Genomic DNA, 22,962 nt, shown 5'->3' with positions numbered 1-22,962 from the left:
TATAGGCGAGGCAACCGCCGAATAACAGAGCAGAAATGCACAGAAGGGGCATACTTGTAGACGGCGCACCAAACCGGTGCATTATCAGCTTACTTTTTCAATCCCCAGGTACTTTCCCCGATCATCAAAGTTGATCCTGAACCGGCCTTTGATTCCATCAGATAAAAGGAAGGGCTGAAGAATATGAGCAGGAAACTGAACACTGCGTCCATCAGTGGCACGGGTATAAACATTTTGAGCAAGCCCCTGATACAATTTTTTATATTTATCAGGGCTGATATACAAATCTACTACTATCGACTTCATCTAAGATATTCAGGGGCCATTACAGGCCCCTATAACAATTATTAACGACTAAACTGGCTGGTTTTGGCTAAATCAAATAGCTCTCTTAGCGCCACAGTATACATTGCATATTCCTGTTTTTTAGCACTTTTAAGCTCGGTCAGGACATTCTGCCAGCGCTCAAGCAACCAATCGTTATCAGAACACCACTTATCAATGATCGCTGTCACATCAGAGCCTTTACCACGACTTTGAATTGCATTATCAACGACCGCACGTTGCTGCCAATCCAGATCATCACGAAACGCTTCTCTGGCCAAAGCCTGCCAATAATTATCGACAGACAGCTTATTAAGCTTTTTCGACAACCAATCCAGCTCGAGCCGCTCACCCAGACCAAAGTAGATTTTTGCAACTTTATCCGCGGAGATCTCCGAAACGGCGGCTACTTCGATAATACCCAGTGACGCATACAAGCATCGCGCTCCAGCCACCAGCTTAGCCAGTTTGGCAGGCACACCAGCCTCTTGATACCTCTGTTTAGCTTTGTGCCAGCGCTCCAAAGGTTCACCACTGAACAGATTTTCCTGCTTGCTGACAAGCTTGCCCAGATGCTCCCTAAAGAAAGCCACCTCTTTGGCGCAATCTAATTCAGCGCGTCGATTTCGCACGAACCAACGTGTAGCACGTCTCATCAGATGCTGTAATTCATGCATCATTTCAACCTGCAGTTCACTGGCTACTTTATGATCAAGCTTTTCTATCTGTAACCATTGCTCTTCTACGTCAAAGACATCACGAGCCAACATGTAAGCACGTGCGATGACCGCATCATCAGCGCCCGTTGATATCCGCAGGCGATCGACAAAATTGATCCCCATCATGTTGATCATATGATTGGCGATCTGAGTCCCAATGATCTCACGGCGTAGTCGGTGGGAGGAAAGCTGAGAGCCGAAATCGCTCAGCAGGTTTTCCGGGAAAGCCGTATACAACTCATTGGAAAGGTAAGCATCATCCGGTACCGCTGAACGTGTCAGCGCCTCTTTGAGCTCAGCCTTACTATATGAGATCAATACCGATAGTTCCGGTCGGGTCAGCCCCTTATTCGAGCTTCGACGCTCGTTCAATGCTTCGTCAGCGGGCAGGAACTCAAGGTCACGATCCAACTTGCCGGCGCTCTCCATATTGCTGATGTAGCGCTGATATTCAGCCATACTCTCTGCAGAACGGGATTCAGCCATAGAGATCGCCTGCACCTGGCGATAATTGTTCTGCAAAACTAAACCGGCGACATCATCGGTCATATCTTCAAGAAGCCGATTACGCTGTTTTTGCGTCATATCCCCATCGGCTACAATCTGGTTTAGCAGAATCTTGATATTTACCTCATGGTCAGAACAATCTACCCCTCCTGCATTATCAATGAAGTCCGTATTCATCCGGCCGCCATTAAGTGTATATTCCATACGTGCCTTCTGGCTTAACCCAAGGTTGCCCCCCTCCCCTACAACTTTGCAGCGCAACTCCTGTCCATTGATACGTAAAGCATCATTAGCTTTATCACCGATATCAGCATCGGTTTCATCACTTGCCTTAACATAAGTACCGATACCGCCATTCCAGATAAGATCAACTTGCGCTTTAAGTAATGCACTGATCAACTCATTGGGATTAACCGATTTTGCTTTAAGGCCAGTCAAAGCCTGGATTTCAGGCGTAAGCTCTATAGATTTCGCATTACGGGAAAAAACGCCTCCCCCTTTGGAAATGAGTTTTTCATCATAATCAGTCCATGCTGAGCGAGGCAGATCAAATAATCGTTGTCGCTCATTCCAGCTTTTAGCAGGATTGGGGGTAGGATCGATGAAGATATGCATATGGTTGAAGGCTGCAACCAGACAGATATGTTTGGATAGCAACATGCCATTACCAAACACATCACCAGACATATCGCCGATACCGATTACAGTGAAATCGTCCTTATCCGTATTGAGGCCCATCTCACGGAAATGTCGCTCAACAGAAACCCATGCCCCTCTGGCGGTAATGCCCATTTTCTTATGGTCATACCCCTGACTTCCCCCCGAAGCAAAAGCATCGCCCAGCCAGAAGCCATAATCTTCTGCTATTTCATTAGCAATATCGGAGAAGGTCGCCGTCCCTTTATCTGCAGCCACAACCAGATAAGTATCGTCTTCATCGCGTCTTACAACTAATGGCGGCGGGATAACCTCTCCCTCTACAAGATTATCGGTAATATCCAGTAGCCCGCTGATAAAGGTTTTGTAACAAGCGATTCCCTCTTCAAGCCACTGTTCACGACTCATCGAATCATTAAGCAGCTTGGCGACAAAACCACCTTTGGCGCCTACAGGCACAATGACCGCATTTTTAACCTGCTGGGCTTTAACTAACCCCAGCACTTCAGTACGGAAGTCTTCAATCCTATCGGACCATCGCAGACCACCTCGGGCAACTTTGCCTCCACGCAAGTGAACACCTTCAACCCGCGGCGAGAACACGAAGATTTCAAATTTAGGCCGTGGTAAGGGCATATCCGGAATTAGATCCGGAGATAACTTAAATGAGAAATAGTTTTTCAAATCACCATTCGGCTGAGACTGATAGAAGTTGGTTCTTAGCGTCGCATTCATAAGCGCCAGGTACTGACGAATAACCCGGTCATCATTCAAACCGCTCACATCATCGAGGCTGGCAATTATCTGCTCTTCAATACCTTGAGCCTGAGCCTTGGATTTTGGCTTAAACCGAGCCTCGAATAGCTCCACCAGTAATGCTGCAATGTTGACGTAGGAGTTTAACGTATTACTCACCGCCTCCTGGCTGATCGCAAAACGCATCTGTTTCATATAAGCAGCATAGGCACGTAGCATTGCCACTTCTCGCCAGCCCATTTGCGCGGCAAGAACAAGGCGGTTGAATTCATCACTCGCCGCTTCACCTCGCCAGATATTCAGGAATGCATCTTCGAATACCGCTTTGAGTGTCTGCAAACTGACTGAACCAACACCGGTATACTGTAGATTGAAATCATGGATCCAGACCCCCTGACTTTTACTACTAATCCGATACGGATGCTCATCTATAACCCTTAAACCCAGGTTTTCCAGAACGGGGATCACATCAGAGAGAGGCAATGAAGCACCGAGGCTAAACAGCTTGAAATTCAGGCTTGCCTGATCACGTTCCAATGCTTGATAAAAGCTCAATTGAAGCGGGCTTTGCTCAGTCAGCTTTCTGATATGCTGGAGATCGACAACCGCCGTCCGTGCAGAAAAGTCAGCACTATAACTGGCAGGAAAGCCATCACCATAGAGATTAAATGTTCGTATACCCTGTTCTTCCCCAAGGGTTTCAATGAGCGCATCCTGGAGATCATCACGCCAACTTCTCGCTGCCATTCGGACTAAGCGCTCCAACTTAACCGGATCGAAGTCTTCAGCAATATTATCGCCACGGAGGATAAATTGGGTTCGGGTCAGAATTGATTCAGAGAAATATGTAGTAAAATCTGCTTTATCGCAGTTCAACTGATCCATCAGTTGGGCCTGCACTTTATGTCTGAAATCAGTACTGTAAATATCCCTTGGAGAATAGACTAAACAGGAATAAAACTGGCCAAAATAATCTTTACGGACAAATAAGCGAATCTGCCGACGTTCGTGAATCTGCAATACTCCCAGTACTGTTTTGTAAAGATCCTCCACGCTTACCTGAAACAGGTCATCACGGGGATGAATCTCAAGTATTTGTAGTAGCTCTTTCCAATCGTGCCCATACCGATGCAAGCCTGACTTTTCCATAATCGCTTCGACTTTTCGCCTGACAACCGGGATCTGTCTCGAACTCTGAATATAGACACTGGATGTATACAAACCTAGAAAACGGCACTCACCTACCACTTCACCTTTGCTATTAAACTGCTTGATGCTGATGTAATCGGGGTAGATCGGACGGTGAACACTGGATTCACGGCTGGACTTAGTAAAAGACAAAACATCCGGGATAAGAACAAAACCCTCAGCATCACGGTCATTGTCATTAACCAACGCAGATCGACAATGTTCATCGCAAAAACGTAACAACCCCAACTGGCTTCCCGGAACCGCTTCTAAAACAGGCTTACCATTCTTATCGTTGAGTTTGTATTCATCGTAACCAAGGAAGGTAAAGTGATCTTTAAGCCAGGCGATAAAGTCATGGACTTCCGAAATAACAGATTTATCGTAGCCTTTGATTGTTTTAGAAAAATGGCCCGCCAGGGAATCACATTTTTCCAACATCGGATCAAAGTCTTCAACCACCATTGACACATCTTCAAGGACATTCAGAAGTGCATGCTCAAGCTCTTTTAGCTCAACTTCATCGGTATGTCGGTCAACTTCAATAGACACCAATGACTCAGGATGGGAATGCTTAGCTCGACTATCTTTTTTTAGTACCTGGATTAATCCGCCTTTATCATCACGCTTCATCGATACCACGGCATTATGAATCGCATGAATGGTTAGATTGCGACGGTTTAACTCCATTCGCAGAGAATCTACCAGGAAAGGCATATCCTCCTGCAAAACCTCGATAATCGTATGGGTGGACTGCCAACCGTGCTGCTCATAATCAGGATTAAAAACACGGACCTTAGCCTGCGCCCGCTTTCTACTTTGAATAAACTGCCAACACGCAATAGTAGAGCCATAGAGATCTTCCAGCTTCCACTCAAGAAGATCGACCTCAGAAGCAGAGGCATAGTAAAGGGTCGCGAATTCGACAAGATCCGCGGCCCTATCTTCTGGTAACCGGGTCTGTAATTCATTACAAAGCGCTGACAATAAACTGCTTTTTTCGTCCTGATCCCACTTGGCCATTACCGATCCCCTATTTTCTCGAATAATCAGAAGTATAGAACGCTTTTTAATTCTTATACGCCTTTGCCAGCAGGCTTTAAAGCGATCAGAACGATTCCGATAAAAAAACACCGGTTTAACAGCAACTTTTTACAGTTTTTGCAAGAAAAATAATGCCTTAGCACATGAAGTTTTCTCGCTGTCTAAACGTTGCCTTGCCGTTTTACATTACTCATAATGAAACAAGCGTTCATCTTCGATTAAGTTTTGCCTTTTGTTATTTAAGGGCCAGAGTGGTTATTGTGTCTGTGTTGCAAAAAATTGTTTTTATATGCTTCCTTTTGATCCCTCAAATTCTGCTAGCCGATGTCACCACAAAAGTTGATAGAAACACCGTCTATCAAGGGCAGAAACTGACCTTAACCATCGAGACTGACCAGGCAGACGAAATACGCCCTGACCTGCGTCCACTGCAACCTGCTTTCAACATCCTAGGAAGCCGTAAGGTCAACGTCTCTAGCCACAGCACAGGTTCAGTCACCAACAAAACTCGCTGGCAGTTACAACTAAGGCCTCTGTCTGACGGAGAACAGGTCATCCCCTCTTTGCAGATTGGCCAAGAGCGTTCGACTGAGATTGCCATTTCGGTTCTACCAGCTGAAGATAACCCGAATTTTTCCAGCACTGGGCGTTCCCTGTTTCTGGAGTTGGAGCTTAATCAGGATGAGATCTACCTAAACGCTCAAGCTATTCTGAAAGCCAAGGTTTTCCATCTAAGGCCTTTACCGCTGGATGCAACCTTAAACCTGCCACAATCAGACGATCTGTTGATCAAAATGCTGGAAGAGCAGAAACAATATACAGAGATAGTCAGAGGGCAGAACTTTACCGTAACGGAAACCAGCTACGCTTTATTTCCAAATAAAGAAGGTCTTCTTGAGATCGACTCAATCACATTCACAGCTACCCAACCCGGGGAGACTCTGGTTGAGTTAAGCAGCGAACCATTGATTCTTGTTGCTAAGCCCCCTGCTTATAAAAACTCGAATAATATCTGGCTACCTGCGTCCAGCTTAGCGATCAACGACAGTCTGGCTGAGGTGACCGGTATCCCCAGAGGCGAACCCCTTATCCGTAAAATCAGCCTGGAGGCCGATGGTCTACCCGCCTCAGTACTTCCCTCAATCTTTGAGCTGGGAGGCCAACAAAGTAGTAGTCAATTGCTGAATGTTACACTTGAAGAAACACAGACCGAACATGGCATTTCCAGCACACGTATCGAAGAGATACAACTTCGCGCTGATCAAATAGGCGAGATGTCCCTACCTGCTGTCGATATTCCGTGGTGGAACACCGGATCAGAGACGGGCCAAACCGCTACACTGCCAGAGAAGGTAGTTAAAATCGCTGAAGGCCCAGCAAAAGCATCAGCCCCTACTCAGCACTCAAGTATGCAAAATGGCAATACCGGAGGCTCTTCAAACCTGCTGATTTGGCTACTCACTGGAATCAGTATCATCAGCACACTCGGCTGTATTTACTCTTTCAGCAAGCTCCGCTCTATCCAGAAAGACAGCCAGGAAAAAGAGCAAGCCTTAGAGTTTGAGCAACATCTGCGTCAGCAAGCCACATCGGCTATTGCAGAAAAAAATACTTTTCAGGCGCTATCTATGGCTTGCAACCAGAACAATCCTGAAATTGCCCAGCTACGCCTGATCGAGTGGGGACAATCCTTCTGGAATGATAGCAATCTGATTAACCTGGAGCTGTTTTGCGAGAAAGCCAATAACCAGACCATCAACTTTCTGGTTTTAGATCTTGAGCAGCACCTATATGGAAGTAGCAGTGAGCCCTGGCAAGGAGATCTTTTGTTAGAAGCCATTGAACGTATTCGCTTCCGCCAACAGCGACAATTCCTTGATCTTGAAGAAGGTGATGAAAAATTTAGCTACATCACATAACCTTTATCTTATGTGAGTAGTAATGGCACTAGCGGGGCCTGCAATGGAATACGAACGACACTCAGCACTTATGCGCCTGGTAGGCTTTGGTGGTGTAGATTCTAACGAAAATGAAAAGGCTCTAAAGTGGGGCCGACGTTTCGAAGGCCCTATGGTCCTTGCCGCGATCTGGATTCTGATCGATTGGTACCTTCAATCCAAGGGCATATCAAATAGTTATACAGCATTCACATCCGACTGGCTGATCTGGCTCCTGTTTTTATCAGAGCTACTGGTTATGCTGACACTGGTAGATGATCGTATCAAATACCTTAAGCACAACTGGATGAGTCCACTGATCGTATTAGGAGGGTTACCGGTTCTTTGGGGGGTCGACACATTCTATGCCGGTATTCTGAGAACACTCCGTTTAGCACTAACGATCGGTATTTTTCTGCGAGTGTCTAAAGATACCCGTGACCTGCTTTCACGGCATAATCTGGGTATCACACTGTTCATTTGCTTTGTCATTCTGGTTATCTCCGGCCTTCTCATCTCTGGTATAGACCCTGCTTTCGAAACGCCTCTTGATGGATTATGGTGGGCCTGGGTTACGGTCACTACCGTAGGCTACGGTGATTTGGTGCCAGCCACGACAGAAGGCAGAATCTTCGGTTCCTTACTGATCCTCATGGGTCTGGCTATGTTCTCGATGCTTACCGCAAGTTTTTCAGTATTCTTCATTGAGCAGGACGAACGAGAACTCAGCGAAAAAGAAGAACGAAACATTGAGCGCATCGAACGTGTCGAAGAGAAACTGGACAAGATAGAGAAACAACTGGATATGACGCTGCTTGTACTCGCAAAAATAGCTGAGAAGGAGCAGCAATCAGCATCTAAAGAAGCTAAGAATAACTCTCAGGATAGTGATTGATTATGTCTTCTAGCAGCCTTAAGGGCTCCTGTTTATGCGGCGCCATTAAATATGAAGTCACATCCATTCTTCCTCAGATGGCTCACTGCCACTGCACAATGTGCCGTAAATTTCACGGAGCGGCTTTTGCCACATTTGGCGTAGCGCGCAGTGCAGACTTTAAGTGGCTTCAGGGAAAAGAAAAACTTAAAACATACCGTGCTGATAATGGTGCAGCCCGGCAGTTTTGTGAAGACTGCGGCTCCAGCCTGACCTTTGCTGCATCCGATTGTGACGGCCTTTTTGTTGAATTTTCTTTAGGCACGCTGGATAGCCCATTAGCTATAAAGCCCGACGCTCACATTTATTGTCGTTATAAAGCCGATTGGTATGAACCCAATGACGCACTGCCTAAATTCCCTGAAGGGCGAGATAGTAGCGAATAAGCCACCACCCTACCGAACTATCGCATTCAAAGCAGGTTGCAGCTCCGGGTACTTAAACTGATAGCCGATCTCCAGTAATTTTTCCGGGTACACTCGCTGCCCCTGAACTAAGAGCTCAGCGCCCTCACCCAACATCAGATCGATAACAAATGCCGGCATTGGCAAGAAAGCCGGTCGCTTTAACGCTTTAGCAAGGCAACCGGTGAATACCCGATTAGGTACCGCTTCAGGCGCCGTGAGATTGAATGCCCCCTGCAGATGCTGATGCGTAAGCAGCATTTCAATCACTTCTACTTCATCTTCGATATGAATCCAGGACATCCACTGCTGACCACTTGCGATGGGACCACCCAGCCCCAGCTTAAACGGAAGCAACATTTTGCTTAGTGCTCCGCCATGCCCAAGAACCACGCCAGTTCGCAGTAAACATACCCGTACCCCATCTTCCTCAAGACGTATTGCCTCAGTTTCCCAATCAGCACAAAGGTCGTGAGTAAATCCAGGAGAAACAGCAGAGTTTTCTCCGAGCTGCACATCGCTGCTATGACAACCGTAGAAACCTATCGCCGAACCACTTACAAGTACCTCAGGTTTCTGATCCTGCGCCTTAACCCATTCGACCAGTTGATGAGTGAGATCGATACGACTTGCTCTGAGTAACTGCTTACGCTCAAAACTCCATCGCTTGTCAGCGATAGGCTCACCCGCCAAATTGACGATAGCGTCGATCTGCAGCTCATCTTTCTCAGGCAGGTCGCGAATTGCTTCAACTTTCTGACCAAACAAATCGTGAACTTTTGCCGGATCTCGAGACCAGCAAACGATACTATCACCCGCAGCTAATCTCTTTTTAATAAGATGCTGACCTATAAAGCCAGTCCCACCGGTCACCAGTAGTCTCATAACTTTGTCCTTAAATTTCACTGCGCTGATTACACAATATTGTTACGATGAGCTTCAGTTTTCAGATTAGCAAACTTTTTAAGAGTCCATTTATGTTTACCGGTATTGTTCAAGGCAAAGCCTCCATTCGCGCCATCAAAAAGCAAGCTGATTTCATCCAGCTTCAGGTTGAGTTACCTGAAGAGAATAGCCACAACATCCAAATTGGTGCCAGCATTGCACTGAACGGTACATGTCTGACAGTCACCTCTTTCGAAAAAAATCTGGTTTCATTTGATCTGATTATGGAAACCCTTCGGGTTACTAACCTTGGCAACCTCAAAGAAGGTGACCAGGTGAATTTTGAAAGAGCGGCAAAATTTGGTGATGAAATTGGTGGCCACTTGCTATCGGGCCATATCCATCACCAGGTTAAGATTGCAAAAATTGAAAGGCCTGAAAACAATTGCATCATATGGTTTGAAACATCACAGGAATGGCTTCGCTACGTGTTTGCTAAAGGCTTTATCGGTCTAAACGGCTGCAGCCTGACGATTGGAGAGGTAAAAAATAACCTTTTTAACGTTTACCTTATCCCGGAAACCCTCTCCGTAACGACCTTTGGTGAGCTTGAGGAAGGCGACAGCGTCAACATGGAGATAGACGCACATACCCAAGCGGTTGTGGATACTGTAGAACAATATATGAGCAGCCGATAACTTATTAAAAAATAAATAAAATTGTTATTAAAATTTCTCAATTTAAAGCTATAAAAAAGCTATATATTTGGAGCAACTGGCCGATAACCATTTCTAGACTCTGTGAAAAGGGAAAGTATGGGATCTACCCCGCTGGAACAAGAAAATCAGGAGCTAAAACGCACGCTTCGCATCATGGCTAAAAAAGCCGAGCGGAACGAAGCAACCCTGAACAGTTTTTTTGAAGTGGAGCTACGGTTGCTCTCCTGCTCTCGCCTGTCTGACCTTCTGGATCTTATCTTGATAGAGTTCAAAGAGATGTTCAGGTTGAACAACGTTAACCTGATTCTTTTTGACCCTGAACATGCCGCGCGTAGCCTTCTGAATGATTACACGCCCCCAGCTCCTGGGAATACACTGCGCTTCGTACAAAGCCAGCGTCTACTTAAATCTATATACCCCAATCAGAAGCTTATCGTAGGTGCACCCAGTCAGCCCCTGCGCAATGAGGCTTTCCCTGTGACTAGCAATCCGGTTGAATCATGCGCCCTACTGCCATTGATCAGACAAAATTGCCTGATTGGTAGTTTGCACCTGGGAAGTAGTGACCCTAGCCGCTATACCGAGCATGTCCGCTATGACTATATTCAGCATCTAGCTTCGGTAGTTTCTGTTTGTATTGAAAACTGTATCAATCAGGAAAATCTACATAGATTGAGCAGTATCGACATGCTGACTAAGGTGCATAATCGACGTTCGTTTGAGCAGGAGATTGTGCGTGAGCTTTCCCGCGCCAGCCGTGGCGGATATCATCTAGCCTGCCTGTTCCTCGATCTTGATCATTTCAAGATGGTTAATGACAACTTCGGCCATCAAACCGGTGACCGGGTTTTGCGCACAGTCGGGCTGTTCCTCAATAAGCAACTACGTAAAACGGATATAGTCGCACGCTATGGTGGTGAAGAGTTTGCTGTTCTGCTGCCTAATTGTGATAAAGCGGGTGCCCTGGAAATAGCTGAAGGCCTCCGTCAGAAGCTATCCAAATTAATCTTCCGCGACGAAGCCTCTAAACCTTTCCGCATGACGACATCGGTCGGTGTGTCTCTTTGTAAACCCGATGAGTACCCCAAAGCGCACCTGGATGATGTGTCTTATCAGCTTATTCAGTCTGCAGACAAAGCTGTGTATCACTCAAAACACAACGGCCGCGACCGGGTATCTTTCAACGAATTCTCAGGGCCGGATAACCGCAAAAGAAAAGAGGCCTAAACCTCTTCAATCTCTAGTTATTCTCGCTTTAGCAAGCCTCATTCATCTCCAGAATGAGTTCTCTATATAGATCCATATACTCCTGAGCCTGCTTTTCGCCGAACAAAGGATCATCCTGTTTAGGTAACTCTTTCTCCAACACAGTCAAATCTTCTTCACTCACTATTTTCTCAATCATCGGAAACAGCTCACCCTCTTCAAAGTTGAGGTGCGCAGTCTGCAATGAGACAAAATCATCGAGTAGATTAGCAAACTCATCCATAGGCATAACCGAGTCATGCAGAATCCCATCAACTGCTTCACTTAAGTGAAGGCTGGTCGCTTTCAACTCCTCATGCTCTTTCGCACAGTTAAATAGATGCTTATCCAGATCCGGATTTCTATCCGCGAGATACTTATACATCTTATCTTCGCGGGGATGGTGGTGACCGTCAGCGTAGTTGGCGATGTAATCAATCACATCTGCCATTAAACAGAAGTTTGGCTGCTGGCCAGCTTTAAGCTGATTGACTTTCTGGCGCAAAATTACCAATAGCTTATTCAGATTCACATGGTCCTGATGCAGTTCGGCTAAAATCGTCATACTTACACCTCAAAAGAATGGCTTAACGACCTAATATAGACAATCAGCCCCAAAGCCATTTGATAAAGATCAAGCAAATGCGGGTTAGAAAAACGCTCTCCCTCTTACTTCATCACTAAACCAGCCTATTTCTTTATAAATAACGGGTAGTTAGCAACGATCTACGACTATGGTCCGATGCAATAAATGAGAGCAAAAAAAAGACCAAAGAGCTGACAGCTCTTTGGTCTGAAAAATCACACAGAAGTGAACTACTGTTCTCTCCTATGCTTAGGCCAAGAGTAAAGCAAACGCTTTCTCGACCTAGATGTAGCAAGTGGCGGGCCAACTCTATTCAGGAGAATAAAGAAACCAGCTCAGAGAGGGTTCTTACCCTTACATCGGTATCTTCGGGCCAATTATGATCCTGCTTATCAACATGCACCGTAGAGACACCCGCAGCTCTGCCCGAAAGGAGGTCAAAATGGTAATCACCAACCATTACCGCGCTAGATGAATCCATATCCCATTGATTTAAAAGGAAATTAATTCCATCAGGTGCCGGCTTTGGCTGACTTTCTTCACGCCCAAGAATATTATCCAGGCTAAAAAAATCAGCAGCACCAATTGCCTGTAAAGATAATAACGCCATCTCTTTTGTATTCCGGGTAAGAATCCCCAAACTACAATTTCTGCTCTTAAGAAGTGTTAGACACTCCAAAACAGAATCAGCCGGTTTCGCAAGTGCAGCAAAATGGCGCTCTAATTCATCAAGCTGCTCAGTCATGGGGCGCCGAACTTGTTCTGGCTTAGCCGCAATTGTTGCCAAAATATCCTCTTCAGGCCTGATCCCTAATACCTCACGAATGTAGGCGAAATCATGCACCGGTTGAGTCAACGTCCCATCAAGGTCGAAAATCCAGCCTTTTTTTCCTTTTAAATCCACGTTCTAAACCTCAAACAAAAATGCCGAAAAGATTTCTCTTTTCGGCATCTTACGCACTAAAACCTAAACTGGTTTATTCAGCAGTTGCGTAGCAACCTTCACTAAATGGGTCCAGTGGGTTTTCCAGCAGATCATCATGCTTGAAGTACAGAATACGACCTTCGAACTTTAGACGCTTCGCAGAGAACCAGCGATCCAGCTCTTCAAGGCTTTCATCTGTTGAATTTGCATCCAACCAGCTCGTGATTACGTTATAGAAATAAACGCCAAATAAACCTGCAGCCGCCCCCAAAAAGAAATCAGAAGCTAACGCGAACAACATCAGGACTATACCCGCGATCCAGATTCGATTAGCTTTTGCATTCTTGTAGGAATCGGTCGCTGATTCATGGCTATCTTTAAGGCGCATGTAACGACGGAAATTTTGCTGAATATCAAACTTATCTTCAGCAGATAGTAATTGTGACATGATGCATCCTTGGTCAAAGGTATCGTTATTATTTTTACAAAATACCGGGCCAAATAAACTATTAGCCCAGGCTAGAGAACCCTTTGGTAATCAACCTGATATCCCGGATCCCCTACTCCACATCGAGTATAGCCGAGGTTTTCTTGATCGTCCCCCCGGCTTAAGGAGTATATGAAATTTATACCAGACTCTTACTCACTACTTCAAATACATCTTTAGACAAATCGTCACATTGATGAATTCTTTCCAGTTGAGCACGCATCAACACCTGACGATCTGCAGCATATTTTTTCCACCGAGTGAGTGGAGTAAGCATCCTTGAAGCAATTTGCGGGTTTTGCGCATTCAATTCGATGATCCGATCAGCCAGGAATTGATACCCCGAGCCATCTTTAGCATGGAAATTGACCGGATTTTGAGCACAGAACACCGAAATCAAAGAACGAAGCTTGTTAGGGTTCTTAGCATCGAATGCCGGATGATGCATAAGAGATTCTACCCGCGCCAGTGCCCCTTCGCTCGGGTCAGCAGCCTGGATCGATAACCATAGGTTTACAACCAGACTCTCATCTTTCCATTGCGCATAGAAGTCATCCAGCAGCTCTGCACCGGCTACTTTATCATCCGAATGAGCCACCAGCGCCAATGCTGATTGCATATCCGTCATGTTATCCGATTGAGCATACTGCTCTTTGGCTAGCTGCAAATATTCAGTTTTTTGCGTAGCAACAAGGTAAGACAAACAGAGATTCTTCAAACTACGGCGTGCAATTGAATCCGCATCAGGCGAGTAGTCTACTTCCAGATTATTTTCCTGATAACGCTTCAGGAATAAAGGCTCAAGCTCGAAAGCGAGCTTTTTCCGGATAAACTCTCTCACATTGTGAATCGCATCGACATCGATAACTTCTGAGAGCTCTGACAGATAAGCCTGTGAGGGTAGAGTAAGTACTTTGCTAACCATCGCCTTATCCAGGCCATCTGCTTCTAGTACAGCGCGATATGCAGCGATCAGGCGTGAATCCAGCGCCATAGGACGATCAACGGAATATCCGCCAATCAACTCCTGCATGATATCCACGCCCAACTTCTGTGCTGCATCCCAGCGAGAGAAGCCATCGGTATCATTCGCCATGAGGAACATCAACTCATCGCGCTGGTACGCATAGTGCAACTTAACCGGCGCAGAAAAACCCCTCAAAAGGGAAGGTACAGGCTTAGCATTGATCCCTTTGAAGACAAAAGTCTGCTCCGCTTCGGTGACTTCCAGAACCTCGCTGTACTCACCATTTGTCAGCCTAAGTTCGTTACCTTCCTGATCCAGCAATCCCACGGAGAGAGGAATCTGGAAAGGTGTTTTCTTATCCTGACCAGGCGTGGCAGGACAAGTTTGACGAACCGTCAGCCGATACTCTTCCTTTTGACCATCAAACTCATCAGTAATATGCAGCTCAGGGGTACCTGCTTGGTGATACCAAGCGCGGAACTGCCCCAGATCTTTACCTGAGGCATCTTCCATTGCCTGAACAAAGTCTTCAGTGGTAACAGCTTGTCCATCGTGACGCTCAAAATAAAGATCAGAACCTTTACGGAACAGTTCTGGGCCCAACAGAGTATGAATCATGCGCACCACTTCAGCCCCTTTTTCATAGACCGTCATGGTATAGAAGTTTGATATTTCGATAAAAGAATCCGGACGTATTGGATGCGCCATCGGACCTGCATCTTCAGCAAACTGCGCGGTCCTGAGCAGAGAAACATCTTCCACTCTCTTTACCGTACGAGAATTCATATCAGCAGAAAACTCGGCATCCCTGAAAACGGTGAAACCCTCTTTCAGGCTTAACTGGAACCAGTCACGGCAAGTGACACGGTTACCCGACCAGTTATGAAAATACTCATGTGCTACAACGCCTTCCACGCGCTGGAAAGATGCATCAGTGGTCGTTTTCGGGTTAGCCAGAACACATGAGGTATTAAAAATGTTAAGCCCTTTGTTCTCCATTGCTCCCATGTTGAAGAAATCAACCGCCACAATCATGTAGATATCCAGATCGTATTCGCGACCGTAGACCTCTTCATCCCATTTCATTGATTTCTGCAGGGACAGCATGGCATAGTCCAGCTTATCCAGATCCTTCTCTTCCGCATAGATAACTAACTTGACCTCTCTGCCGGACATCGTCGTAAAGCTATCCTCAATGCACTTCAGATCACCGGCTACTAAGGCAAACAGATAGGCAGGTTTCGGAAAAGGATCTTCCCAGGTCACCCAGTGACGACCTTCAGCGTTTTCACCAGTTTTGACAGGATTACCATTAGATAACAGAACCGGGTAGCGCTTTTTATCAGCTTCGACTGTGGTTCGGAAAACGGACATCACATCCGGACGATCAGGGAAAAAGGTAATTCGGCGGAACCCTTCAGCTTCACACTGAGTACAGAACATTCCATCTGATTTATACAGCCCTTCTAGGGCTGTATTTGTCTCAGGATGAATACGCGTCGAAGACTTAAGGACGAACGTCTCAGGTAGAGAGCTCAGTATTAACAGCTCTCCTTCACGTTGCACTGATTTCTCATCTAAAGCAGCCCCATCTATCGTAAGCTCTATTAGTTCCAGCTCTTCGTGACCAAATAACTCCAACGATGCTGCCGACTTTTCACAAGCGGGATTTCTTTTAACTTTCAGTTCCGCATGAACAATTGTTTCTTCTTCGAAGAGCTCAAAACGCAACTCTGTAGATTCAATCAGAAAGGACGGAACAGTGTAGTCCTTCAGATAGATGACTTTGGGTTCCTGAGACATTTTTACACCTTGAGCTTATCAGGCAGAGATTTGTACCTGGTAAGCAGTAAATTTACGCATATTAATAACGCCGGTATCCAGAATCAGATACTGGCCTTTGATTCCCTGCAAAACACCAGCCACTTCAGGGGTCTTATCAAAATTCAGTGAGCTAACTTTGACAGGATAGTTAAGCACAGGAAAGTTGATATCAATGGCTTCCGCATTATTCAGTCGCTGAATAGCCTCCAAGCCATATTCCTTTTCTAGCGCAAGCAGTCCCTCATTACAGGTTGAAAATAGCTGATCACGAATAGAAGCCAGATCCAGAATATCCACTTCATTTTTCAGCATCTTGCGCCAGTTTGTTTTATCCGCAACATGCTCACCCAACAAGCGTTCAACTTTTCCGGATTGTAGCCGGGTAGACACTTTCAAAATAGGTAGCGCCTGAACAGCCCCCTGATCAATCCAGCGGGTTGGAATCTGGGTACCTCGGGTGATACCCACCTTAACACCTGACGAATTTGCCAGATAAACATAATGATCCTGGAAGCAAAATTGCTCACCCCACCCGGAATCTCGGCAGGTGCCCTCGTGGTAATGACAAAGTTCAGGTTTCACGATGCACTGATCACACTGGGGGAGTTTCTTAAAACAAGGATAACAGTAGCCCTGGTTAAAACTCTTATTGGTTTTACGGCCACAATGGGTGCAATTAATCTGCCCCTGATAAACCAAAGAGATAGGTTTACCAATTAATTCATTCATGGAGACTTCCTGGTCCCCCACTGGCAGAAAATACTTAACTTCATCCGCCAATTCAGCGCGCATCTTCTTGATCGCGCCATATGCCAATTGCTGCATCAGTTTTTATCGTCTGTGAGTATCTTAATTGTGTCAGGCGCTAAAGGATCTTTGCCATGCTGACTTCCATCTTTCTTTGTCCGATCAATAAAACCGACTCGCTCTTCAGCAGGCTTTTTCTCATGATCGTAAGCGATCACTGCTCTAAGACAAATATCACGCTGCTCAGGGGATAACTTACGACCATCAGGCCACTTGCCCAACTCCACTGCACGCTTAAGGGATTGATGCATTTCAGGCGTCATCGCCTGGATTAATTCTTCATAAGTCATGGGTAATTCTCACCTACTCAAGATATCAAAGATATCTGACCTCAATAGACTGTCAGTTTATCACATCCCTCTACACTTCAGCATAAACTCAACAACCTGCCCCTGTATCTGAGACCTGTGTTTCTCATTAGGGATATGCAGATCATCTATCCGAATCTCTTCAACAAGATTAACCAAGCTTCCACGGGCTTTTCTTAACAGCTTATCAGGCGAAAAATAGACATCATCTTCCGCCACAATCAGTTGCACTGGCGCTTCAAACTGGCTCAGTTGTTCGGCATCGTAAGGACCTGGTGGCAATAGTGTCATAGGGATACCTGCCTGGAGAACAGCGTAGTAATAAGCTTCAAGTTCCGGCCAGTTATCGCCCATTAAAGGATCCATAAGCTTATCGAAATGGTCTAAATCGGTATGGATTTTAAAATTCAGTAACGGAAACAAAAGTTTCTTTACAGGCCTCCACAAAGGCCTGAAAAAACCAGCAGGTACCAATAAAGAAGCAGAATCGATTCGGGACGGTTTGTAAGCCGCAAGATCAAGAATCAGGGCACAGCCAAATGAAAGGCCCACCATTGGGCACAACTTGATGTCCAAAGAATCTAATAGCGCATCAAGCCATACCGCATAAGCTCGCCCTGAAGGTATGGGTGCTGCTCCTGGTGTTTTACCTGCCTGGCCTGGAATGTCAGGCGTGATAACCCGAAAGTGTTTACATAACGGGCGCAACAGCTCCTGATTGAACGGTGCCGGCGTATGCAGCCCATGAAGCGCGAGCAAAGGCGGTGCATCTGCAGGGCCTGCCTCCATCAGCCATACAGGCCCGAGAGAAGTCATCTGATAACGCCCACTTAAAGGGAAATCAGCAAGCGCCTCTACCTTCGACCACTGCTGTTCATATCTTTGCTTCAACTCTAATGACAACAGGGTCGCTTCCATCAGTCTCTCCGCTTAACCATAAACCGGGCAACAGGCACAAATACAAACCCTGCGAGCATACCGACCAAATGCGCCGTATTAGCTATAGCACCTAAACCCATCGCCTCCAGCGTACCCGTATAACCCAGAGCCAACCAAACCAGTAGAAAACCCATGATCGCCGGTGGCAACCCAATACGCAGATGCGTATCGGTACGATCCCATAACCAGGCAAATCCCAGATAGGCAAAAACAACACCCGATAAGCCACCAAACAGAGGACCTGCTTCCCAATATTGGGCCAGATTGGAGACTAACGCTGTAAACAACACCAAGGCTATCAATACACCTCTACCAAGGCTTATCTCAATCCGCGTCCCTACTACCCAGATCCATAACACATTAAAGACAATATGAGGCGCACTGAAGTGGAGAAACATCGGCGAAAAAAGGCGCCAATACTCCATCGATTCTATCGTGGCCTCGATACCTGATGTATAAGGCCGCCCATCCCGTAAAAGCACATCAGCAATCGTGAAATAGCGAAGCAGATCAAAATTATCGCCAAAGCCAATCGCAAATGTCAGCACGACACTGGCAATAATGAGAAGAGCACTGAACCAGGCATTTTTCAGGGTATGTATAAAATCGGGCCCACTCACCTTCGTTGCATGAGAGACCAGACTAATTTCATCAAGATTCTGGCCTCGCCGCCAAAGTTCATAGAGCTCGTAAATCTTATCCGCCGATACCGTGTGGGCAACCCAAAGCTCTTGCGAATGTTCCGTTTCAATCACACGGTGAGGTACTTCATACTTCCAAAGAAACTGAGTAAATTCAGTAAGATCTTCACGAAGCGGTACTGTTATGACTTTTATCATCTACAGTCCAAGCTCATCTGCTATCTCTTTTTGAACATCCACCCAAACAAATTTATCAGGTTGAATGGTTTGCTCATCATCCAGGCGATACGCGACTAGTTTTCCGTATTTTACTGCGCTGTAATCCAGACACGCAATATTTGAGGTAATTGGCGCAGGTTCACCTTCACGCCAATAATGGCCAATAAAGAGCATTTTTTCCTCTGGGCCATAGTAAAGCAGATCGTTGTAATCTTGCTCAGTCAGTTTTAACCTGGCGATATGCTCTGGTAGCGGGTCTGGCTGAAAAACCACATCACCATAAAGTTCAGGCTCTTCCGACCAGAACTTTGTTCTGAAGAAACGCCGCTCATAACCATCCTTACTGACCATGACCTCACCATCAGGCAGGCGCAGATGCGTCCCCCTTAACAGGCGGTCCATACAAGCCCACTCAAAGGTTCCCCGCTTGGATGAACGATGCAAAAAGCGGTCATCAAAAATATGGTTTGGGTATTCAAGCTCAAAACGATCAATAAGCTTTTGGTGCCAGCAAGCATGCACCACCCGGAAATTGTCAAACTCCAGGTACACTGGCATTTCCCGGAACCACTGAAGAAACATCTCCCGCTCATCAGGATAGTTCGCCAATTGCTCGAGGGTTTCAGCAAGAATTCGGTGATGCCTTGGGCTATGCTCTCGAAGATAACTTAAGCCACTTCCCTCTTTACCCTCTGTACAATAACTCAGGAAGTTAAACTCATGGTTACCCATGACTATCTGCGCCGCACCCGAAGTCACCATATCGTAAACAATATGTAAGGCTTCACGAATTCTCGGCCCACGATCAACAATATCCCCAAGAAAGATCACCTGCCTTTCAGGGTGAGAATAGATGCCATCTTTTTTGCTATAACCAAGCTTGTCTAGCAACAGCTCAAGGCTTAAGCCGCAACCATGCACATCACCTATAAGGTCATAACCTTTGAACTTACCGTTCACATCAGTCACCCAGCTTAGTACCCCAGCCTAATTTCTCTCGACAGGTGCTATAGAAGTCGTAGTTAAGCGGATGCAGTAGTTTTAGCTTATGCGGTTTCTTGTGCACTGTTATCGTATCACCCGGCGCACAGGCTATATCCTTTTGTCCATCGCAGGATACGGTTGGGTACGCCCCATTATTTGGGCTAATAACCATCTTAAGCTCACTGTTACCATTGACTACAATAGGTCGGCTCGAAAGCGTATGCGGAAACATTGGTACCAGAACCAAAGCATCAAGTTTAGGATGCATGATTGGACCACCACCAGATAGAGAATAAGCCGTCGATCCTGTAGGGGTAGATACAATCAGACCATCAGACTTCTGTGTATAAACAAACTGTCCTTCAATATACAGCTCGAACTCGATCATTCTTGCGGCTTTACCCGGGTGCAACACACAATCATTTAATGCGGTTGCTTCACCAATAGGTACACCATCACGTTTCACAATCACATCCAGCAAAAAGCGACTATCTACCGTATATTTACCCTCAAGTACCTCCTGCACTTTCTCCTCAATCTCATTAGGAGAAATATCAGTAAGGAATCCCAGATTACCGCGGTTAACCCCCAGCACTGGAACATGATATTGAGCCAATGCTCGTGCTGCACCAAGAAGACTGCCGTCACCACCCACCACGATGACCAGATCACATATCTCACCCATCATTTTCTGGGTACTCGTCTGCTGACCATGACCAGGCATTACCTGGGCGATACGCTCATCAAGAATCGTATTTAACCCTCTATCATTAAGAAAACGGGTTAAGTGTTTGAGCGTATCAATAACTGACTTACTGCCTAAACGGCCAATTAAGCCAATATTTCGAAAGTAATCCATCTTGTCTCCGGTGACGAGGATTGAATAAGCGATTAAAGGTTTATCTAACTGATTTTTCGGAATCTTTTCAATGGTTAATTATGTGCAATTAGCCGGTACCGCTGAACAACCTGCTCCCCTTCTTCCTTGCAGCCCCCCGGTATGGATCGCCAATAGACGGCTCCCACGGCTATATTCCCCAAGCTCGATCCGCTGAAAAATCCGCAGCATCATCTTAGCCGTATAGATTGGATCTAGCTGGATCTGATTATTCACTTCAAAAGACTGCATGAATTGCAGCAGCTGATCACTGACCTTCCCATAGCCACCAAAATGCCCCTCCAGATCCAATGACCAGTTATCCGGCACGTTATCCGTTACCAAGCCCATCAAGGCACTGATATCGTCGTAGAGAAAGCCTGCATTCTTTAAGACGGGAATACCTAATACAGGCGTATCCCTACAACTCAGCGCTATGCCCGAAAGGGTTCCACCGGTTCCACAGGGCAGGATAACATGATCAGGGCAAACAAATTCAATTAACTCCGAGGGCAGAATTTCCATCGCACCCTTAAGTGCCAAAGCATTGCTTCCACCCTCTGGGACGATATAAGGACAGTCATACTGTTCCCTCAGATGACTTAGGAAACCAGGATCCGACCGCAAACGGTAATCTTTGCGGTTTACAAAGTGCAGCTCCATCCCCCAATCAATGGCATCTGACAAGGTTGGGTTCTTTGCGTACTCAGGCTCACCTCGTATAACCCCTATAGTCCTAATTCCCAGATCCAGACCTGCTTTAGCTAAGGCATGTATATGGTTCGAATACGCACCACCAAAAGAAAGCACAGCCTTACAACCACGGCTTTTCGCATCCATCAGGTTGTACTTCAACTTAAACCACTTGTTACCGCTGATGACCTCATCAGTAAGATCAAGGCGCAGCATGTCCAGCGAAATACCATTAGCAGATAAAACCGGATCGCTGATACGAGAAATAGGAAGGCTTACAGGGTTAAACATAGCCAAATCAACCGTCACAAAACAGCAACAACTTTGTCACATTCAAGACATAGTGAAAACGTATATTACCGTGCGAATTTCAAAGGAGAATAGAATGGAAGATTATACTGAAGAACTTATTTTTCTGAATCAGGATGAATATGAAGATGATGAAAGATACGATGATGCCGAAGAACAATAGGCATCATCGTATCTCTAAAGCTCTCAGCCCTCGCCTTGAACCACATTACCAATATGCTGCTTGATCAGGACGGTATTATTCCCACCCGAACTTTTAGATTCGTACATTGCTAAATCGGCACGCTGAACAATCTGATCCGCGTTTTCAGAACCATTAGTTTCTGTAACCCCTAGGCTCATCGACACATTCACAATGGTCTCTGCCTCGTGATCAGCACTGTAAAGGCATTTCGTATTAAACACTGATCGGATTCTTTCCGCGGTTTTAGCCGCCGACTTAATTCCGGTTTCTGGCAGCAGCACCATAAATTCGTCACCACCATAGCGAACAGCAACATCACAGTTTCGCAGCGTCTCGGTTAAGATATCACCAATCATACGAAGCACACGATCACCTTCGAGGTGCCCCAGGGAATCATTAACCTTCTTAAAATTATCTAAATCGACACAGATCAGGCTTAACGGATGCTTGTAACGCTTTGCCCTATCAAGCTCCAATGCCATCACTTTGTAAAAATGACGCTGATTAAACAAACCCGTCAATTCATCAGTAACCGATAACTTATGGAGTTGTTTTTCAAGATTCTGTCGTTCAGTTAAATCATGGAAGAAACCAATACTACTACCTTCGCCTTCATCTACGATTGCAGCGGATAAACGAATTGGCACATGCTCACCATCCTTATGGACCAACTGAGCCTCATAACCTTCAATACTGCCAGATGAACCGTATGAATCTGAATACATCAGTTTCTTGATCTTCTTAGCACTTTCCAGATCAGGATAGATTTTCGAGATGGAGAGTTTTCCAACCACTTCACCCGATGAGTAACCCAACAGTTTCTCTGCTGCAGCATTAAAAAGCTGCACAACACCTGCACCGTCAACCCCTATTACAGGATCCGGGCATAGAGA

The 22,962-nt window shown here is 45.9% G+C and carries 20 protein-coding genes; 5 read left to right on the top strand and 15 right to left on the bottom strand.

Features of this window, described 5'->3' with window-relative positions; all coding sequences use genetic code 11:
* Nucleotides 1-84: 84 nt before the first annotated feature.
* Both MED92_RS03935 and MED92_RS03930 read right to left on the bottom strand, forming a co-directional pair.
* Nucleotides 85-306 carry a DUF2835 domain-containing protein gene (locus MED92_RS03935; RefSeq protein ID WP_007020195.1) on the bottom strand — a complete coding sequence of 74 codons (222 nt, stop codon included), beginning with the start codon at nt 304-306 and terminating at the stop codon, nt 85-87.
* A 41-nt stretch (nt 307-347) separates the two neighbouring features.
* Nucleotides 348-5,174 carry an NAD-glutamate dehydrogenase gene (locus MED92_RS03930; RefSeq protein WP_007020194.1) on the bottom strand — a complete coding sequence of 1,609 codons (4,827 nt, stop codon included), beginning with the start codon at nt 5,172-5,174 and terminating at the stop codon, nt 348-350.
* A gap of 287 nt (nt 5,175-5,461) precedes the next feature.
* On the opposite strand from MED92_RS03930, the gene MED92_RS03925 reads away from it, so the two are divergent.
* Genes MED92_RS03925 through MED92_RS03915 form a run of 3 tightly spaced genes read left to right on the top strand, consistent with a single transcriptional unit; the run spans nt 5,462 to nt 8,452 of the window.
* Nucleotides 5,462-7,114 carry a BatD family protein gene (locus tag MED92_RS03925; protein ID WP_238321487.1) on the top strand — a complete coding sequence of 551 codons (1,653 nt, stop codon included), beginning with the start codon at nt 5,462-5,464 and terminating at the stop codon, nt 7,112-7,114.
* 43 nt (nt 7,115-7,157) lie between these two features.
* Nucleotides 7,158-8,027 carry an ion channel gene (locus MED92_RS03920; RefSeq protein ID WP_162010850.1) on the top strand — a complete coding sequence of 290 codons (870 nt, stop codon included), beginning with the start codon at nt 7,158-7,160 and terminating at the stop codon, nt 8,025-8,027.
* A gap of 2 nt (nt 8,028-8,029) precedes the next feature.
* The gene (locus MED92_RS03915; protein ID WP_007020191.1) at nt 8,030-8,452 is read left to right on the top strand and encodes a GFA family protein; all 423 of its coding nucleotides are present in this window, start codon (nt 8,030-8,032) and stop codon (nt 8,450-8,452) included.
* A 9-nt stretch (nt 8,453-8,461) separates the two neighbouring features.
* Here the strand turns inward: MED92_RS03915 and MED92_RS03910 are convergent, their stop codons facing one another.
* Nucleotides 8,462-9,355, bottom strand: coding sequence for a TIGR01777 family oxidoreductase (locus MED92_RS03910; RefSeq protein ID WP_007020190.1), 894 nt, complete (start codon nt 9,353-9,355; stop codon nt 8,462-8,464).
* A gap of 92 nt (nt 9,356-9,447) precedes the next feature.
* Here MED92_RS03910 and MED92_RS03905 point away from each other — a divergent pair, with 92 nt between their 5' ends.
* Complete coding sequence (locus MED92_RS03905; protein WP_007020189.1) at nt 9,448-10,053, top strand: riboflavin synthase; 606 nt, start codon at nt 9,448-9,450, stop codon at nt 10,051-10,053.
* 117 nt (nt 10,054-10,170) lie between these two features.
* Nucleotides 10,171-11,301 carry a sensor domain-containing diguanylate cyclase gene (locus MED92_RS03900; protein ID WP_007020188.1) on the top strand — a complete coding sequence of 377 codons (1,131 nt, stop codon included), beginning with the start codon at nt 10,171-10,173 and terminating at the stop codon, nt 11,299-11,301.
* A 28-nt stretch (nt 11,302-11,329) separates the two neighbouring features.
* On the opposite strand, the gene MED92_RS03895 is transcribed toward MED92_RS03900, so the two are convergent.
* From MED92_RS03895 to MED92_RS03840, 12 genes are all read right to left on the bottom strand, one after another.
* Nucleotides 11,330-11,884, bottom strand: a complete 555-nt coding sequence (locus MED92_RS03895; protein WP_007020187.1) for a hemerythrin domain-containing protein — start codon at nt 11,882-11,884, stop codon at nt 11,330-11,332.
* 334 nt (nt 11,885-12,218) lie between these two features.
* Entirely contained in the window at nt 12,219-12,809 is a 591-nt protein-coding gene (locus tag MED92_RS03890) for an HAD family hydrolase (protein ID WP_007020186.1), read from the bottom strand.
* A 73-nt stretch (nt 12,810-12,882) separates the two neighbouring features.
* The gene (locus MED92_RS03885) at nt 12,883-13,278 is read right to left on the bottom strand and encodes a hypothetical protein (RefSeq protein WP_007020185.1); all 396 of its coding nucleotides are present in this window, start codon (nt 13,276-13,278) and stop codon (nt 12,883-12,885) included.
* A gap of 178 nt (nt 13,279-13,456) precedes the next feature.
* Nucleotides 13,457-16,087: an aminopeptidase N gene (gene pepN / locus MED92_RS03880; RefSeq protein WP_007020184.1), complete on the bottom strand. Its 2,631-nt coding sequence runs from the start codon at nt 16,085-16,087 to the stop codon at nt 13,457-13,459.
* 18 nt (nt 16,088-16,105) lie between these two features.
* Entirely contained in the window at nt 16,106-16,933 is an 828-nt protein-coding gene (locus tag MED92_RS03875; RefSeq protein ID WP_007020183.1) for a DUF2797 domain-containing protein, read from the bottom strand.
* Nucleotides 16,933-17,205 carry a YeaC family protein gene (locus tag MED92_RS03870; protein WP_007020182.1) on the bottom strand — a complete coding sequence of 91 codons (273 nt, stop codon included), beginning with the start codon at nt 17,203-17,205 and terminating at the stop codon, nt 16,933-16,935. Before MED92_RS03870 ends, MED92_RS03875 begins: the two co-directional genes overlap by 1 nt.
* A 60-nt stretch (nt 17,206-17,265) precedes the next feature.
* Nucleotides 17,266-18,141 (bottom strand): alpha/beta fold hydrolase, encoded by an 876-nt coding sequence (locus tag MED92_RS03865; protein ID WP_007020181.1) that lies wholly within the window; start codon nt 18,139-18,141, stop codon nt 17,266-17,268.
* Nucleotides 18,141-19,001, bottom strand: a complete 861-nt coding sequence (locus MED92_RS03860; RefSeq protein ID WP_007020180.1) for a rhomboid family intramembrane serine protease — start codon at nt 18,999-19,001, stop codon at nt 18,141-18,143. Before MED92_RS03860 ends, MED92_RS03865 begins: the two co-directional genes overlap by 1 nt.
* Nucleotides 19,002-19,991: a metallophosphoesterase gene (locus MED92_RS03855; protein ID WP_007020179.1), complete on the bottom strand. Its 990-nt coding sequence runs from the start codon at nt 19,989-19,991 to the stop codon at nt 19,002-19,004.
* Nucleotides 19,984-20,865 (bottom strand): NAD(+) kinase, encoded by an 882-nt coding sequence (locus MED92_RS03850; protein WP_007020178.1) that lies wholly within the window; start codon nt 20,863-20,865, stop codon nt 19,984-19,986. Before MED92_RS03850 ends, MED92_RS03855 begins: the two co-directional genes overlap by 8 nt.
* Nucleotides 20,866-20,943: 78 nt before the next feature.
* A complete protein-coding gene (locus MED92_RS03845) occupies nt 20,944-21,867 on the bottom strand; it encodes a 1-aminocyclopropane-1-carboxylate deaminase/D-cysteine desulfhydrase (protein ID WP_007020177.1) in 924 nt (307 codons plus the stop codon).
* A gap of 204 nt (nt 21,868-22,071) precedes the next feature.
* The coding region (locus MED92_RS03840; protein ID WP_007020175.1) for a sensor domain-containing diguanylate cyclase at nt 22,072-22,962 on the bottom strand (891 nt) is incomplete at its 5' end.

This window comes from Neptuniibacter caesariensis (genome assembly GCF_000153345.1).
Lineage (GTDB): Bacteria > Pseudomonadota > Gammaproteobacteria > Pseudomonadales > Balneatricaceae > Neptuniibacter > Neptuniibacter caesariensis.
This window is presented reverse-complemented; position numbering and strand designations above follow the sequence as displayed.

Excerpts from the sequence above, each read along its gene's own strand:
- pepN (WP_007020184.1), bottom strand. The coding sequence starts at position 16,087 with ATGTCTCAGGAACCCAAAGTCATCTATCTGAAGGACTACACTGTTCCG.
- MED92_RS03910 (WP_007020190.1), bottom strand. The coding sequence starts at position 9,355 with ATGAGACTACTGGTGACCGGTGGGACTGGCTTTATAGGTCAGCATCTT.
- MED92_RS03865 (WP_007020181.1), bottom strand. The coding sequence starts at position 18,141 with ATGGAAGCGACCCTGTTGTCATTAGAGTTGAAGCAAAGATATGAACAG.
- MED92_RS03900 (WP_007020188.1), top strand. The coding sequence starts at position 10,171 with ATGGGATCTACCCCGCTGGAACAAGAAAATCAGGAGCTAAAACGCACG.
- MED92_RS03895 (WP_007020187.1), bottom strand. The coding sequence starts at position 11,884 with ATGACGATTTTAGCCGAACTGCATCAGGACCATGTGAATCTGAATAAG.
- MED92_RS03935 (WP_007020195.1), bottom strand. The coding sequence starts at position 306 with ATGAAGTCGATAGTAGTAGATTTGTATATCAGCCCTGATAAATATAAA.
- MED92_RS03915 (WP_007020191.1), top strand. The coding sequence starts at position 8,030 with ATGTCTTCTAGCAGCCTTAAGGGCTCCTGTTTATGCGGCGCCATTAAA.
- MED92_RS03905 (WP_007020189.1), top strand. The coding sequence starts at position 9,448 with ATGTTTACCGGTATTGTTCAAGGCAAAGCCTCCATTCGCGCCATCAAA.
- MED92_RS03885 (WP_007020185.1), bottom strand. The coding sequence starts at position 13,278 with ATGTCACAATTACTATCTGCTGAAGATAAGTTTGATATTCAGCAAAAT.
- MED92_RS03845 (WP_007020177.1), bottom strand. The coding sequence starts at position 21,867 with ATGTTTAACCCTGTAAGCCTTCCTATTTCTCGTATCAGCGATCCGGTT.
- MED92_RS03860 (WP_007020180.1), bottom strand. The coding sequence starts at position 19,001 with ATGATAAAAGTCATAACAGTACCGCTTCGTGAAGATCTTACTGAATTT.
- MED92_RS03930 (WP_007020194.1), bottom strand. The coding sequence starts at position 5,174 with ATGGCCAAGTGGGATCAGGACGAAAAAAGCAGTTTATTGTCAGCGCTT.
- MED92_RS03850 (WP_007020178.1), bottom strand. The coding sequence starts at position 20,865 with ATGGATTACTTTCGAAATATTGGCTTAATTGGCCGTTTAGGCAGTAAG.
- MED92_RS03920 (WP_162010850.1), top strand. The coding sequence starts at position 7,158 with ATGGAATACGAACGACACTCAGCACTTATGCGCCTGGTAGGCTTTGGT.
- MED92_RS03870 (WP_007020182.1), bottom strand. The coding sequence starts at position 17,205 with ATGACTTATGAAGAATTAATCCAGGCGATGACGCCTGAAATGCATCAA.
- MED92_RS03875 (WP_007020183.1), bottom strand. The coding sequence starts at position 16,933 with ATGCAGCAATTGGCATATGGCGCGATCAAGAAGATGCGCGCTGAATTG.